Below are 15,732 nucleotides of genomic sequence, written 5' to 3'. Positions count from 1 at the left end.
ATCCTCATTGTACGCTCAGCTTCCCGCCCCGGTTTCCCTCTCGTGTCTGCGCGCCCGGCCCTCGACCCGCTCCCGATCGACGCGTTGCTGCCGGCGATATCTGCCGCGCTGGAGCAGCGTGCGAGCGCCGTGGTCGTCGCCGCACCGGGTGCGGGGAAAACCACGCGACTCCCGCTGGCGCTGCTCGACGCCCCGTGGCGCAACGACGGACGCATCCTCGTGCTCGAGCCTCGCCGAGTCGCCGCACGCGCGGCCGCGACGCAGATGGCCAGCTTGCACGGCGAACCCGTCGGCGAGCGCGTGGGCTATCGCGTGCGCCACGAGTCGCGCGTGTCGGCGCGCACGCGCATCGAGGTCGTCACCGAGGGCATCCTCACGCGGATGCTGCAGGACGACCCCGCACTCGAGGGCGTGGCCGCCGTCTGCTTCGACGAGTTCCACGAACGCCACCTGCCCTCGGACCTGGGCTTGGCGCTCACGTTGGAGTCGCGCGCGGTGCTGCGGCCCGACCTGCGCCTTGTTGTGATGTCGGCGACGATGGACCCGACGCCGGTGGCGCGACTGCTTGTCGCCGCGGACGAGCCCGCGGCACCGACCATCGCCAGCGAAGGTCGCGCCTTCCCCGTGACGACGGAGTGGCGGCCACTCCCGCAGCGCATTCCCATGGCCGCTGCAACGGCCGCAGAGATCCGCCGTGCCCTCGCGACGCATCCGGGAGACGCGCTCGTGTTCCTGCCTGGCATTGGTGAGATCACACGCGTCCGCTCGGCGCTGGAAGAGCAGTCGCTCGATGCCGAGGTGCAGGTGCTGCACGGCTCGCTGCGACTGGAGGAACAGGATGCCGTGCTGCGACACACACGGCGCACGCGTCGCGTGGTGCTCAGCACGTCCATTGCGGAATCGTCGGTGACGTTGAGCGGCGTACAGATCGTGATCGACAGCGGGCTCTCGCGGCTGCCGCGCTTCGACCCGCGCAGCGGCATGACGCGGCTCGAGACGCTGCGGGTCTCCCGCGACTCGGCCGACCAGCGGCGTGGACGGGCCGGCCGCACGGCCCCGGGGCACTGCGTGCGCCTGTGGGACGAGGCCACGGAGCACGCGCTCGCGACGCGCAGCCGACCGGAGATCCTCGAGAGCGATCTCGCCCCGCTCGCCCTGGAGCTGGCCTGCGCCGGCGTGCAGGACGCCGAGGCACTGCGTTGGCTCGATGCGCCTCCGGCGGGCGCCCTGGCGCAGGCGCGTGGCCTGCTCCGCGAACTCGCGGCGCTCGACGCCAATGGCCGCGTCACGGCGCACGGTCGCGCGATGGCTCGCCTCGGCATCACGCCGCGGCTCGCCCATCTGGCACTCGTGGGCACGAGCCTTGGGCACGCCACGCTGGCCTGCGAGCTTGCCGCGCTGCTGGCCGATCGTGACCTGCTGTCGCCGCAGTCTGCGGCGGACGACGTCGCGGTGCTCACGCGCGTGGAAGCGCTGCGCGGGCGGCATCCATCGCTCGCCGACCGTACACGCGTACAGCGGGTGCGCACGGAGGCGCGGGCGCTTCAGCGCCTGGTGTCGAACGCGGCGACCGAGCGGCGAGCTGCCAACGCCGCCAAGGCGGACCTGCCTCGCGACGACGACAGCGACCGCAGCGCCGACACGTCCGCACTCGGCGAACTCGTCGCCCTCGCCTACCCTGACCGCATTGCGCAGCGGCGCCCCGGCATCGCAGCTCGATTCCTGCTGCGAAATGGCCGGGGCGCGAAGGTCGAGGGCAGCGATCGACTCGGCGACGAGGAGTACCTCGCGGTGGCGGATCTCGACGGACGCGCGCTCGAGAGCAAGATCTGGCTCGCGGCACCCATCTCGGAGGCATCCATCCGCGAGCTCTTCGCGTCGGACATCACAAGCATTCGCGAGGTGGGATGGAACGACGAGCTTGACCGCCCGCTCGCCGTCGAGCGTGAGACCCTTGGCGCCATCGTGTTGCGCGAACGTGAGCTGCGCGATGCACCCACGGACGAGATCGCGGCGGCGTTCCTGGCGTCCGTGCGCCGCCGCGGGCTCGACGCGCTGCCGTGGCGGGACGTTGACCGTGCACTCCGGCAACGCCTCACGGCGGCACACGCGGCGGCGCCTGCGGAATGGCCCGACGTCTCCGACACTGCGCTGCTGGCCGAGTTGGAGCAGTGGCTGCTCCCCGCCCTTGGCGAGCCGCGGCGGCGAGCCGACCTCGAACGCCTGCGACTCGCGGATGCCCTGCTGTCGATGCTCGACTGGAAGGCGCGTACGCGACTCGACGAGTTCGTCCCGACACACCTACAGGTACCGAGTGGCTCGCGCATCGCGCTCGACTACGACGACCCGCAGGCTCCCGTGCTCGCGGTCAAGCTGCAGGAGACCTTCGGCTGGACCGATACACCACGGGTCGCAGATGGCCGGCTGCCCGTCACACTGCACCTGCTCTCTCCTGCTGGGCGCCCCGTGCAGGTCACGAAGGACCTAGCCAGCTTCTGGCGCAGCGGATACTTCGAGGTGCGCAAGGACCTGAAGGGTCGCTATCCGCGGCACCCCTGGCCCGACGACCCGCTCAGCGCCACGGCCACTCGGCGGGTGAAGCCGCGCGGCCAGTAGGCGCGCGTCAGCGAATCCAGCTCGGCCGGGCGATCGCCTGCCAGCGCCGCTCGCCGTGCGAGTAGCCGAACCACGCGGTGTCGCCGGCCACCCCTCGCGGGAAGGCCCGCACCAGTTGATCACCGCCGCCGAAGCCAAACCGATCGGCGCCGCCGTAGCCCTCGAGCTGCGCGGCATCGAGAGCGGCCAGCGGGAACGCCGCCACCTGGCCCGCCGACTCCGTGTACGCGAACAGCGCCCCCTGTTTGGTGGAATCCGTGGCCTGCGTCGCCACGAAGAACTCGCCGCGGCCATCGCCGTCCACGTCCGCGGTGCCGATGAAGCCCACTGTCCCGAGGCGCTGCTCCTCGAGTGTGGCCAGCGTGTCCGCGCCGCGCGTGAACACGATCCGGAAGCTGCCGGCATCGCAGGACTCGCCGCTCGGGATCAGGACCTCGGCGGTCACATCCTGAAACGACAGCACGCGGTTGCCGAAGCAGCTGGCGTCTGCGGTCGGCATCCGGTCGGGGGTGCAGGCGGCGCCGAGCAACGCGGCGCAGGTGGTCAGGTGTCGAATACGCACGTGAGATCTCCCGGGGACTCAATGGCTGGGGATGGGTACACGAATATAAGATTGTTCGTGCGCGCCCTCATCCGCCTCCTGCCGCTGCTCTGCCTCGGGCTTGCCGCCGAGTTGCCGGCGCAGGTCGTGTCGCTGCCGACGGCGGACCGCGGCTGCACCTCGCGACGCCCGCGGGTCGAGGCGCTGCGGATCCGCGGCAACGCGTCGATCTCCTCGGCGGACCTGCGTTCGATCCTGTACACGGAGCGCGCCGGGCGCCTCCGCCGTTGGTTCGGTTGGAACGTCGGGCCCGAGGCCTGCCTCGACTCCCTCGAGCTGCTACGGGACACGCGTCGCATCGCCGCCTGGTATGCGATGCGCGGCTATCCCGGCACCTCGGCCGTGGCCGGCACGGTCCGCACCGGCGAGCGCACGGTGCACGTGCGCATCCGGGTGACCGAGGCGCCGCCGGTGCTGATTGACACCCTGCGGATCGTGGGGCTGCCGCGTCGCGTGATCGATGAATCCGCCTTGATGGGCAAGCTGCGCGGCGAACCCCTGGACGACTCGTTGCTGGTGTCCACGATGGACTCGGTGCAGCAGATCCTGCGCGCCGAAGGCTACGCCCGCGCCCGGGCGCCGACGCGACGCGTGACGGTGGACAGCGTTGCCCGCCGCGCGCGGGTGACCCTGGAGTTCGCGCCGGGGCAACTGGTGCGCGTGGGGCGCATCAACGTGGCGCTCACCGCGAACGATTCCGGCGCACCGGCCCTTCGCGCGGACGAGATTACGCAGCTGCTGCGCTTCAAGCCGGGCGATGTGTACAGCTCGCGCGCCGTGGGCGCGAGCCAGCAGCTGCTCTACTCCTACGACCTGTATCGCACCGTAGCCATCGACACGGTGCCGAACGGCGTCACCGGCGACACACTGCCGGTGCGCGTGCGGTTGGTTGAAGGCCGACACCAGTACCTGCGCGCCGGCGGCGGCTGGGGCACCATTGACTGCTTCCGCACGCAGACGCGCTTCGTGGAGCAGAACTTCCTCGGGCGCGCGCACCGCCTGCAGTTGGACATGCGGCTGTCCAAGCTGGGCGTGGGCGCGCCGGTGAACGGTTTTAGCGGGGCCTGCGCCCCCGCCGTACGCGCCGACACGTTCAGCGCGAAGTTGAACTACTACGTCGGCGCCACACTGGCCCTGCGCGGCCCGCTCGGCGACCAGTGGCATCCGCAGGGCACGCTCTACAGCGAGCGCCGCACGGAATTCCAGACCTACGTGCGCGAGACCTACGTGGGCGGGCTGGGATCCTTCGACCGGCCCCTCGTGCCGCGCGTCAACACGACGTTCACGTATCGCTTCGACGCCGGCCGCACGACCTCGGACGCGGCCGTCTCCTGCGGCACCTTCGGTCTCTGCCGCTTTAACGATCGCTTCCTGCTCAATAGTCCCAGTGTTGTGCAGGCCGCCGGCGTGACCTGGTCGCGCAGCGCGCCGGCCATCACGTCGTTCGCCCTGAACGACGAGCGTTGGGCGGTGGAGACGCGGCTCGGGCACATCAACCTCGATGTGCCCGGCGTCGACACGACCAGCTTGGTGTTCACGCGTTCGCAGTTCGAGTACGCGCTGTATCGCCCGCTCAACCGCTATCTCGTCGGCGCGTTGCGCCTCTCGGGTGGATACATCGGCACGCACGGCCGATCGGGCGCGCTGGTGCCGCCGCAGGAGCGCTTTTACTCGGGCGGCCAGAACACCGTGCGCGGCTATAACCAAGGCCAGCTCGGCCCCGTGGCGTATGTGGTGGCCGCGCCGCCGGACACGCAGACGGTTGGCGGTGAGCTGGTCGGCATTGCGGACGCCGCCGATGGCTTCGAGCGCAGCGCACCCGCCGGTGGTCTCGCGAACGCGCTCATCAACATCGAGCTGCGATCCCGCCACGGCTGGCCCAGCGACCTGCTGCGCTGGGTGCTGTTCCTCGACGCGGGCCGCGTGTGGAACACCTCCGGCAATTACGCCGTCACCGGCCTGCGCGCCACGCCGGGCATCGGCGTACGTGTGGTGACGCCTCTCGGGCCCTTCCGCGTGGATGTCGGATACAATGGGCATCCCTACGAAGCGGGGCCGGCCTTCTACCTCCAGCGCGCCAGCGGCACGCGGCAGGGGCGCGCCATCTGCGTATCGCCGGGCTCGCAGGAGCCGCTGGATGACGCGCGCGCCGAGTTGCTCGGGCCCTTCGGCTGCCCTGCCACGTTCCGGCCCTCGCGTCCCAAGGGCCTGTTCCCGCGCCTCGCCTTCCACTTCAGCATCGGCGAGGCGTTCTAGGTGCGGCGCCGCCTGCGCGTGATGCTTTGGGTGACGCTGGGGCTCGTCGGCGGCGCCGCCGTAGCGACGGCCGCGTTTGCGACCTTCGTGCTGCAGACGGATCGCGGGCGTGCCTGGGCGGCACGCCGCATCGCCGAGGCCGCGGCAGCAGCACTTGTCGATGGCGCCGTGCTGCAGCTCCACGGCCTGCGGCTCACGCCCATCGGCAGTGTCGCCGTCGACTCGCTCTCGCTGACTGACCCGTCGGGCCGCCGCGTGGTTGGAATTGGCGCTGTGTCCGCTCGCGTGGCCCTCGCGCCGCTCCTGGACCGCGAGGTTCACATTCAGCGATTGCTCATCGCGGATCCCACGGTCGAACTCGAGCAGGACGCGGCCGGCGACTGGAACGTCGCCGCGCTGCTTCGCGAGACCCCGTCGACCACGCCGAGCACGCCGACGGAGGGATCACAGCGCCAGGCCTGGACGTTCAGCGTAGACTCGCTGGAACTTCAGAACGGGACCGTTGGCGTCACACGACCCGACAGCGTCCCCAACGCGCCGTCGCTGCGCCGCGAGTACTCCGGGATCGCGCTTGGCTTGGGTGCCAGCTCGTTCGATGTCGCCAGCGGGCGAGCCGAGTTCAACGTCAGCTCGGCCAGCCTGCGGGCGGACGATCCGCCACTGCAGTTGCGCGAGGCCATTGGACGCGTGGTCGTGACGCCGGACTCGGTGGGCCTCGCCTTCCCGACGCTGCGCGTGGACGGCTCGCAGCTCGCCCTCAACGGCGCCATCGGCCTGCCCAAGGATGGCGACGACGCGCGACTCGACCTGGACCTTCGCGCCGTTCGGGTTGACCTCGCAGATCTCGCTTGGGCCAGCGACCTGGTGCCCGACTCCGGCAGCGCCACAGGCCGCATCGCCATCCAGAACGGGACGCGGCGGGGCACGACGCGCTACCGCATCACCGACTTGGTGCTGCGCGCGGGCGACTCCGACCTGCGCGGCCGATTGATGGCCGACGTGACGGACGCGACGGGCGCCCTCGAGATCCGCGACGTGGACGTCGTGGCGGCACCCCTGGACCTGGTGCTCGTGCGTCAGCTCTTCGGCGACTCGACACCCCCGCCGCCATTCGATGGCCGACTGCGCGGCCGGCTGCGCGCGCGCGGCGGACCGCTCGACCGCTGGCTGCTCGACTCGGCGACGCTCACCTACGAGGATCGCCGCATCGCGGGCGCGGAGTCGCAGTTCACGGTCGCAGGAAGTCTGGACCTGCTCGCTACCGACACGCGACTGCAGCCGCTCACGGTACGCATCGACTCGATGGACGTCCGCACGGCCGGTGCCGTGACGGACGTCGCGGACAGCCTGCAGGGCTTCCTGCGCGGCCGCGTGTTGCTTGACGGCCCCGTCTCCAACATCGCCTTCCGCGAGCTCGACCTCGTGCACGTGGACGCTGCGCTGCCGCGCTCGCACGTCCGCGGCAGCGGTCGCCTCGCCAGCGACGTGTCCACCACCTGGCTCGAGGCGCGCCTGTCGCTCGACACGGTCGGCGTCGCGTCACTGGGACGCGCGTTCACGCCCGAGCGACTCGCCGGCCGACTGCACGGCACGCTCGATGTCTCCGCCACCGGTGATTCCGTGGCGCTGGACCTCGCGCTGTCCGGTGAGGACGCGGACGTGGCATTTCGCGGCGCCACCTCGATGGACACGGCGCGCCTGGTGCTCAAGGGCGAGGCGGCCGTGTGGGCACTCGACCTGCGGCGCTTCGCGCCGGGTTTGGTGCTGCCCCCGCACGCGCTCACGGCACGCGCCACGCTCGGGCTCGACGGTCCTTGGGAGGAACCGAGTGGCCCCATCAGCTTCGCGATCGATTCCACGAGCCAGCTCGCCGGACTCTCGCTGGCCGACGGTCGTGGTGACCTGCTGCTCGAACCCGGCGGCATCCGCGTGGACACCATCGCCATCCGCGGCCCGGTTGGCTCGTTCGCCGCGCGCGGCCGGCTGAGCCGCGAGCCCGCGCTGCGCGACACGCTGAGGTTCGTGGCCGTGCTCGACTCCGCGGCACTGCTCGCCGGCTTCCTCTCCGACTCGCTGGCCGAGGCCTGGGCCGATTCGCTCGGCGGATCGGCGCGACTCGAAGGCATTGCCTTGGGCTCGCTGGACACACTGGACGTGCAGGCACAGCTGCGGGCCACGGGACTGCACGCGGGATCGTACGCCGTGCGCCAGGTCGACGCCGAACTCCTGCTCGGCGGATTGCCCACGGCGACGCGTGGCCTCGTCACCTTCGACGCCGTGCAGATCGATGGACTCGGCCTGCCGGTGCATCGGCTCTCGGCCGAAGCGACGGTACGCGAGGCGGCCTGGGCCGACGCGTCGCTGCGGATGATCGCCGCCGACACCGTCGTCGCCTCGGCGCGCGCCGATGTGCACTACATGGGCGACAGCCTCGAGCTGCGGCTGGACTCACTGGAAGCGCGGACGCAGAACGCCGCCTGGCGCCTGCGGCGGCCGGCCCGCGTGTTCGCCGGCCCCGATCGCACCGTGGTCGATTCACTGGATCTGTCCAGCGATGATGGCGCGCAACTCACGCTCGACGCGGAGCTGAGGTCGGCGGGCGAGGTATACCTGCGCAGCGTGGTGACGCGGGTGCCGCTGCGCCACGCGCGATTCACCGGCCTGATGCCGCCGCGGGTGGATGGTGCCGTCTCGCTCGACGCCACGCTCACGGGCTCCACTGCGGCCCCGCGCCTGACGATGACAGGCGCGCTGGATTCCACGGTGGTCGACGGTACCGTCGGGCCGCGATTCAGTTTTCAGGCACAGTTTGCCGACCAGGTGGCGCAGGTCCTGATGCGCGGTGAGCTGCAGGATCGCGACGCCTTTGCCGTCACCGCCGAGCTACCACTGGACCTCAGGCTCGAGTCGCGCACGATCGACCAGCGGCTGCTCGAGGCACCGCTCTACGTGCGCGTCACCGCCGACGGCTCGCCGCTCGCTGGCGTCCAAGCCTTCGCGCCCGGTCTGCGGGACCTGCGAGGCGGCTACGATGCCGACATCCAGGTGACGGGCACCTGGCGCGCCCTGGAGCCGCGAGGCATCCTGCTCGTGCGCGACGGTGCCTTCGCCATTCCCGCACTCGGTACCGGGTTTCGCGAGTTCGATGCGGACGTCGGCTTTGCCCCCGACTCGATCCTTGTGTACCGCGCGCGTCTTGCCGACGAACGCGCCACCAACGACACCGCCAGCGTGGAGGGCGCCGTCGTGCGCACCGCCGCCGGTTGGCGCGCCGACCTGCGCTCGGTCGCCCGCAGTCTCCGACTGATCGACGACCCCCGCGTCGCGGAGGCCGACGTGTCCTGGCAGCTGCGGATGTCGGGTCCGCTGGACTCGCTGGCCATCGGCGGCGTGGTCACTGTTCCCAACGCCAACGTGTCGATTGGCCGCCAACGGCGGCAGGTGCTGCAGCTGGCCGAGGATCAGGAGGCCGAGGCGGCGAGTTCCGTGTACGCGCCGTACCTCGAGGGTCTGCGCGTTCGCCTTGGCAACGAGGTGCGGCTCAAGTCCCCCGAGGCCAGCGTGCAGCTGACCGGCGAGGTGAATGTGACCGGCCGTCTCACGGAACCCAGTGTCATTGGCGAGATCCAGGCCGAGCGTGGGACGTATCGACTGGATCTCGGTTTGCTCCAGCGCACGTTCCAGGTGGACAGCGGCCGCGTGCGGATGAACGGGCCGCTGACGAACTCCCCGACACTCGACATCCACACTTCGTATGTGGTGCGTCAAGCGGATCGTGAGGACGTACACATCGGCGCACGGCTGAGCGGAACGGTGGACCAACCGCGACTCGCACTGTCGTCCAGCGACCTCGGCACCACGGCCAGCGAGACCGAGATCATCTCCTACCTGCTCTTCGGCGCGCCGACGTTCGCACTGGATGGGCAGAGCGCGTCCGCGGTGCGGTTGGCGACGGCTGCGCTGGTACCGTCACTCGGTGGCGCGGCCGAACGTGCGCTCGGTGCGCGCCTGCCCTTCCTCAGCGAGTTGCAGGTCGTCACGGTGGCGGGTGACTCGCCGCAGGACTTCACATTGAACTCGTTCGAGGGCCTGCTCAACAGCTTCGCGCTCACGGCGGGCACGCAGATCGGCACCGACTCGTATCTCCGGCTCTCCGGCGGCGTCTGCCGTGGCGAGAACCGCGCGGCCCAGTCCCTGCCCGCGTGGTTCGGCATCGCCGCCGAGTACCGGCCGCGCGAGCGGCTGTCGGCCGAACTCTCGCTCACCCCCGGCTCGGCGCCCTGCAATCGCATCGGCAGTTTTGCGCAGATCTACCAGCTGGGCTTCGACCTCTACCGCGACTGGCGCTGGTAGGACAACGCGCCGCTAGATGCCGAACTGCCGGAAGTGATGGTCGGTGTGCTTCCACGCGAGCACGCCCCAGTCGTCCTCACGCATCGGCCCGAACAGCGGATGGTCAGGCACAGGCCGCGCCGGCTGCCGACGCCGCTGCGCCTCGAGCAGGGCGCGCAGACGTGCCACATCCTGCGGCCACGATTCCGGCACTCGCGCGATCAGTTCACGCGCGGTGGGTGAGCCCTTGGGCATTGGCAGCACGTAGATGATCAGCCAGCGGAGCAGCGTTCGGCCCGGCACCCTGCGCACGCGGACCGACAGATCGCCATTCGACATGCGGAACCATTCCGTGACGTGGGCGACCATCTTCGGCGCGTCCATCCGGCCCCATCGGGCGGCGGCGCTGGGCTGCAGGCGGTCCAGGCGCGCCACGACCTCGGCGCGGACCGTTTCATCGTAGAGCGAGCGCGGCATAGCGGTTAGATTCACCCATTCCTCTCACCCCGACAAGTATGCGACTTGCCCCGACCCTGGCGCGCCCCTTGGCCGCCCTCGCCATCCTTGCCTCGACCGCGGCCGGCCAGGACGCCGCCGTGAAGAAGTTCACGGCCGATTTTGGCTACGTGAGCGTGAGCGGCAACACCAGCGTGACGACCATGAGCATCGGCGACAAGTTCACCTGGTCCAAGGCTCGCTGGAGCCTCGAGCAGACGTTCGGCATCGTGCGGGGTGAGCAGGACGGCGTCGAGAACACCAACAACCTGCGCGCCGGTCTACGCACCGACTACAAGCTCGCTGGCCTCTTCTCCGCGTACGTCGCGGGCAGCTTCGACCGCAACACGTTTGCCGGCATCAAGCGGCGCTTTGAGGAGCAGGCGGGTCTCACGTGGCGCGCCATCGGCAGCGCCACGGACACGCTGCGCCTCGACGTCGGCGCCTCGGTGACGCAGCAACTCTCCACAACCGGTGTGGAATCCGACTTCCCGAGCGGTCGGGCCGCGATGTACTATCGCCACGCATTCACCGGCAGCTCGTACTTCGAGCAACGTGCCGACTACATCCCGAACTTCAAGACGCCCAAGGACTGGCGCCTGAACACCGAGACCGCAGTTGTGGCGCCCATCTCGGCGCGCATCGGCCTCAAGGTCGGCTACGCGATCCGCTACGACAACCAGCCGGAACCGACGTTTGGTACGATCGACCGGCTCTTCGTGACCTCGATCCAGATCACGTACTGATACGACTTCGGGCCCGACGCGCATGGAGCGTCGGGCCCGAAGTGTGTCTGCCCGCCGGCCAGTCGGCGGCCGACGCGAGTGCCGCGCGGCGCCTAGTTCCCGGCGGACCAGGGCGGTGTCACACCGACCGAGCGCGCGTAGGCAATCAACTGCCCCAGGTGCTCGCCGTTGTGGTCGGCGTTGAAGTACAGGAAGTGCCGCGCCGTGATCTCCGGCGGCCCAAAGAAGCGCACCATCTTGGTCGGCTGATCGGCCGGGAAGGCCTCCACCGCGCCACGGAAGTGCGCGAAGGCATCGCGCAGGTGCTTCACGATCACCGCCTTGTCGGTGGTGCTCTTCTCCAGGGTACGCACCGGCACTCCCGCCGGGAGCTGGGCGCCCAGGTTGCTGGCCAACCCGTAGTTCGCCGTCGCCACGTGCAGGAAGGTCTCGGCCACGCTGCGCACGCCCTCCGCCGGACGCCAGGTGTACTTGTCGGCGGGAATCGCCTCGGCGAGCTGGATGTACTTGTCCGCCGCCGTCTGCATCACGGCGAGGAACTCCTGTCGCCAATCGTTGCTCTGGGCGGGCAGTGCCGGGGCCAAGGCCGCGGCAAGAATCATCGTGCGAAGCATTCGGGACATCGAGGAACCTCGGTGAGGGAGATGAGTCTACTGCAACCTAGCGGATCGGCGCGCCCGCCACGAAATCGAACATCGTCACGCGCCGCAGCCGATAGTACGCCACCCAGTAGCCGCGCAGCGAGTTCAGGTACTGGTTCAGCGCCCCGTCCTTCTCCGACTGCGCAACATACAGGTTGTCGATCCCGATGCGGCCAATCACATAGCGGTTCTTGGCGACCTCGAAACGCTTGGCGCCGACGGTGTCCGCCTTCGCCGCGATGGCCAACTGCCGACGCGCCTGCGCCAGGCCCAGCGCCGCGAAGTGCGCCTCCTGCGACGTCTGCTCGCGCGTCTGCCGGCCGAGGTGGTCCACCCGGTCGCTGTCGAGACGCGCCGCCTGGATGTTGGCCGAACGGCTGCCCCAATTGACGAGGGGCATCGAGATGCCGAGCGTGAAGCGCTGGGCCTCGCGCAGGTCCCGGTACGCGCCATCGAGTGCGCCGGCGGTCTGGTTCAGTCCCATCGACGCCGAGATGGTGCCGCCGATACCCGTGCCGTAGCGCGCCTCCGAGATGCGGCGGTCGGCCTGTGTCTCCTGCAGCTCCAGTTCCACCATCTGTGCGCGATGCCGCAGCGCCATCGACACCGCCGCCGTGGTGTCGGCATTGACCACTGGCACCTCGGTCGGGACGATGATCTCCAACTCGGCGCCAACCGGCAACGCCAGCGCGAGGCGCAGTGACGCGAGGGTGCGGTCCCGTTCGAGTCGCGCGCCATCGAGTGCCACCTGCGAGCGCAGCAGGGCGAGTTCGCTCTGCAGCAGATCATTCTCGCCGATGCGTCCGACCTCGAAGCGCCCCTGGTTCAGCGTGTATAGTGTGTCGTTCACCGCCGCGTTGGAGACCGCGTTCTCATAGCCGAGGCGCGCCGTGTACGCGTCGAAGAACGCGTTCGCGATCTGGATGGCCACGTCCTCCAAGGCCTCGGCATAGGCACGCTCGGCAACATCCGCGCGCAGCGACTGCTCGCGCGCGTCCCAGCGCGCGCGATTGGGGCGGAAGATGTCCTGGCGGATCCCGACCAGCATCGGCGTGGACGACCAGGTCCGTGTGCTCGTATTGCCGACGACGTCGAGCCGCGACAGGCCGGAGTTCAGGAAGAGGTCGCCACCGGTGAACGGCAGCCGTTGCGTGATGGCGACGTTGAGCGACCCTTCGTTCTGCTCCTGCGCGCGGTACAGCGTGGAGCCGTCCGGCTGCAGCACGGGGATGATCGAACGATTGAACGTCGGCACGTTGCCATTCAGCGCCGCCTGCGGCAGCCAACTCGCCGTGAAGGCCCAGTCGCGATGGCGCGCCGCGTCGCGCGTGGCCTTGGCGGCCAGCGCCGTGGGCCCCTGGGCCTGCGCCCGCGCGATCGCATCCGCGAGCGTCAGGCGTAGCGGCTCCTGCGCCGCGACGGCCGCAGGCAACACCACCACAGCCGCGGTCAACAACGGAATCCGCAACACGCGCATCAGCATGCTCATTCGTAGCGAAGGCAGACGACAGGGTCCTGGCGCGCGGCGCGCCAGGCGGGCACGATGCCAAACACGAGTCCAACGGTCAGGGACACACCGAAGGCCACCACCACCGACGGCACCGACACCATCGTGCGGATGCCGGCCAGCCGTTCGATGCCGAGGCTGAGCCCGCCGCCGACGAGGATCCCGGCGACGCCGCCGGCGAGGCTGATCAGCACCGCCTCGGCGAGGAACTGCGCGAGGATGTCGCGCTGCGTGGCGCCCATCGCGCGCCGCACGCCAATCTCGCGGATGCGCTCAAGGATGGACGCCAGCATGATGTTCATGATCCCGATGCCACCGACGATCAGCGAGATGCTGGCGATGGCGCCGAGCACGACGTTGAAGATCGTCTTGGCCCGCTGCTCCTGCTGCAAGAGCAGTTCCGGCACCGTCACCTCGAAGTCCACCACGCCGTTGTGCCGGCGCGTGAGCATGCGGCGCACCACATCCGCAACCTGTGGCACCTGCCGCGAGTCGGCCACGCGCACCACGATGCGGTCGAGCTGGTGGTAGTTCGCCCGCTCGGCCTGTACGTCCGGCGGCGGCTCCTCCTCGTTGGGCATCGTCACGTTGGCGCGGCGCGTGGCGATCTCGATTTGCTGCTGCGTGACCTGCGCGCGGTTCCGGAAGCGCAGCAGCATCGTGTTGAGCGGCACGAACACGTCCATCCCGACGTCGCGCAGGCCGAGGCGTTCGGTGTTCTCGCCGGCCACCTGGCGGTCGGCCAGCACGCCGACAACCGTGAGCCAGATCTCGCCGACCTTGATCGGCTTGCCGATGGGATCTTCCGTGGTGAAGAAGCGCGTGCGCACGCCGTGGCCGATGATCGCCACCGGCTGCCCGAGCTCCATCTGCTGCTCGCTGAAGGCGCGGCCCGATGCGACCGGCATGTTGAGCAGGCGGAAGTACGAGCTATCAACGCCGACGACGCGCCCGGAACGGCGTCGCCCCTCGCGCGTCAGCGCCGTGTTCATCACCACCTCGGCACTCACCGTCTCCACGCCCGGGATGTGCTCGCGAATGGCGAGCGCGTCGAGATACGAAAGCCCCGGCGTATAGCGCTTGGGCTGTTTCGAGTCCTCTTCCTCGTCCGCCGACCCTTCCTTCTGCTCCACATAGGGCGCCACGAGCACGTTGTTGGCACCAAGCAGGCGCATCTGCTCGAGGATCTCGGCCTCGGCACCGCGGCCGATGGCCAGCATCGCGATCACGGACGCCACCCCGAAGAGGATACCCAGCGAGGTCAGGCCGGCGCGCAGCCGATTGTGCGCCACGGCCTCAAGGGCCGTGCGCGCGGCGAAGGTGGCGTGGGCAATGAAGCTACGGATTCGCGAGCCCGGCACCGCGCGTGGCGAGGCGAGCTCGGCCTCGCCCACGGCGTCGGACTCAGGGCGCACGCGGTGCCTTCGAGGCTGCCGTGTCACGTGCGGCGGGGACGCTGCGCGTGGCGGTCCCGCTGTCGCCGCCGAGCGACGTCGGGGAGCCCTCGAGTCGCTGGACCGTGAGGCGATCGGCGTTGCTCGGCGGCACCAGCAAGACCTCCTCGCCCGCCGCGACGCCGCGCAGGATGACCACCTCATTCTCGTTCATCACGCCGGTCTCGACTTCCTGCTTGACCACCCGACCGCCGCTGCGCTTGTACACGACCGGCACGTCCTGGTCGGAGGTCACCGCCTCCAGGGGCACCGACAGCGCGCCGGCGAGGCGCGAGGTCTCAATCGTGTTGCTGGTCGTCATGCCGGGCCGCAGCGTCGTGTCCGCCTCCGCCACGACCACCGTGACCTCGAAGACCTTGGCGTCGGAGTTCGGGCGTTGCTCGCCCACGTTCGCCACCGCCGTCACCTTGCCGCTGAGTCGCTTGCCGGGATCGGAGTCCAGCGCAATCGCAACCGACTGGCCGACGGCGACCTTTCGCACGTCGATCTCGTTCACGTAGGTGATCGACTCCATCTTCGTGAGATCCGGCAGCGTCGCGACCGTGGGCTCCCAGGGATTGACCTGGCTGCCGGCGGTCTTCTTCTTGCCGTTCCATTCCTTCACGTAGATGACCATCCCGTCCGACGGCGCGGTGATGGTGAACCCCTGCATCACGCTCTGCACGATGCTGAGGATGTTGCGCTGACGTTGGACGTCCGCGCCGACCTCGCTCATCTTGGCCTTGGCCTGCTCGGTGCGCGTGACGTAGTCGAGTTTGGCCTGCGCGAGGGCGCGCTCGGCGCGCTCGAGGTCGATCTCGGCCTGGCGCCGCACCGTGGGCGCCTCGTAAACCGCCTGCTCCTTGGCCAGACGTTTCTCCTCGAGCGCGAGTTCCATCCCGCGCATGTCCTCGCGGGCGCGCGAGAGGTTGAGCGCGGAGTCCAGCACGGCCTGGTCGTACTGTGCCTGCGCCTTCTGTAGCGCCAGGGACACGTCCGACATCCGCTGGGCCAAGGTGGAGCGGTCCAGCTCGGCCACGAAGTCACCCGACTTCACCAAGGTGCCCTCGGGCACCAGCGTCTGGATCTTCACGTTGAAGGCGTT

9 protein-coding genes are annotated in these 15,732 nt (G+C 69.8%); 4 read left to right on the top strand and 5 right to left on the bottom strand.

The window, feature by feature from the left end; all coding sequences use genetic code 11:
- Positions 1-42 precede the first annotated feature (42 nt).
- Positions 43-2,616, top strand: a complete 2,574-nt coding sequence (gene hrpB / locus KF709_11545; protein ID MBX3175040.1) for an ATP-dependent helicase HrpB — start codon at positions 43-45, stop codon at positions 2,614-2,616.
- A gap of 7 nt (positions 2,617-2,623) precedes the next feature.
- Here hrpB and KF709_11540 read toward each other — a convergent pair whose 3' ends face one another.
- Positions 2,624-3,178 carry a hypothetical protein gene (locus KF709_11540; protein ID MBX3175039.1) on the bottom strand — a complete coding sequence of 185 codons (555 nt, stop codon included), beginning with the start codon at positions 3,176-3,178 and terminating at the stop codon, positions 2,624-2,626.
- Between the two features lie 57 nt (positions 3,179-3,235).
- Here KF709_11540 and KF709_11535 point away from each other — a divergent pair, with 57 nt between their 5' ends.
- Complete coding sequence (locus KF709_11535) at positions 3,236-5,473, top strand: BamA/TamA family outer membrane protein (GenBank protein MBX3175038.1); 2,238 nt, start codon at positions 3,236-3,238, stop codon at positions 5,471-5,473.
- Positions 5,474-9,826: a translocation/assembly module TamB domain-containing protein gene (locus KF709_11530; GenBank protein MBX3175037.1), complete on the top strand. Its 4,353-nt coding sequence runs from the start codon at positions 5,474-5,476 to the stop codon at positions 9,824-9,826.
- 12 nt (positions 9,827-9,838) lie between these two features.
- On the opposite strand, the gene KF709_11525 is transcribed toward KF709_11530, so the two are convergent.
- The gene (locus KF709_11525; GenBank protein MBX3175036.1) at positions 9,839-10,297 is read right to left on the bottom strand and encodes a DUF1569 domain-containing protein; all 459 of its coding nucleotides are present in this window, start codon (positions 10,295-10,297) and stop codon (positions 9,839-9,841) included.
- A gap of 23 nt (positions 10,298-10,320) precedes the next feature.
- Here KF709_11525 and KF709_11520 point away from each other — a divergent pair, with 23 nt between their 5' ends.
- Positions 10,321-11,046, top strand: coding sequence for a DUF481 domain-containing protein (locus KF709_11520; protein ID MBX3175035.1), 726 nt, complete (start codon positions 10,321-10,323; stop codon positions 11,044-11,046).
- 92 nt (positions 11,047-11,138) lie between these two features.
- Here KF709_11520 and KF709_11515 read toward each other — a convergent pair whose 3' ends face one another.
- Genes KF709_11515 through KF709_11505 form a run of 3 tightly spaced genes read right to left on the bottom strand, consistent with a single transcriptional unit; the run spans position 11,139 to position 14,792 of the window.
- Entirely contained in the window at positions 11,139-11,669 is a 531-nt protein-coding gene (locus KF709_11515) for a DinB family protein (protein ID MBX3175034.1), read from the bottom strand.
- 37 nt (positions 11,670-11,706) lie between these two features.
- Positions 11,707-13,176, bottom strand: coding sequence for a TolC family protein (locus KF709_11510; protein ID MBX3175033.1), 1,470 nt, complete (start codon positions 13,174-13,176; stop codon positions 11,707-11,709).
- Entirely contained in the window at positions 13,173-14,792 is a 1,620-nt protein-coding gene (locus KF709_11505) for an ABC transporter permease (GenBank protein MBX3175032.1), read from the bottom strand. The genes KF709_11510 and KF709_11505 overlap by 4 nt, the downstream gene beginning before the upstream one ends.
- Positions 14,793-15,732: the final 940 nt, after the last annotated feature.

This window comes from Gemmatimonadaceae bacterium, from assembly GCA_019637445.1.
Taxonomy (GTDB): Bacteria; Gemmatimonadota; Gemmatimonadetes; order Gemmatimonadales; family Gemmatimonadaceae; genus Pseudogemmatithrix.
Note: the sequence above shows the minus strand (reverse complement) of the source record. Positions and strands in the feature narration are given on the sequence as shown.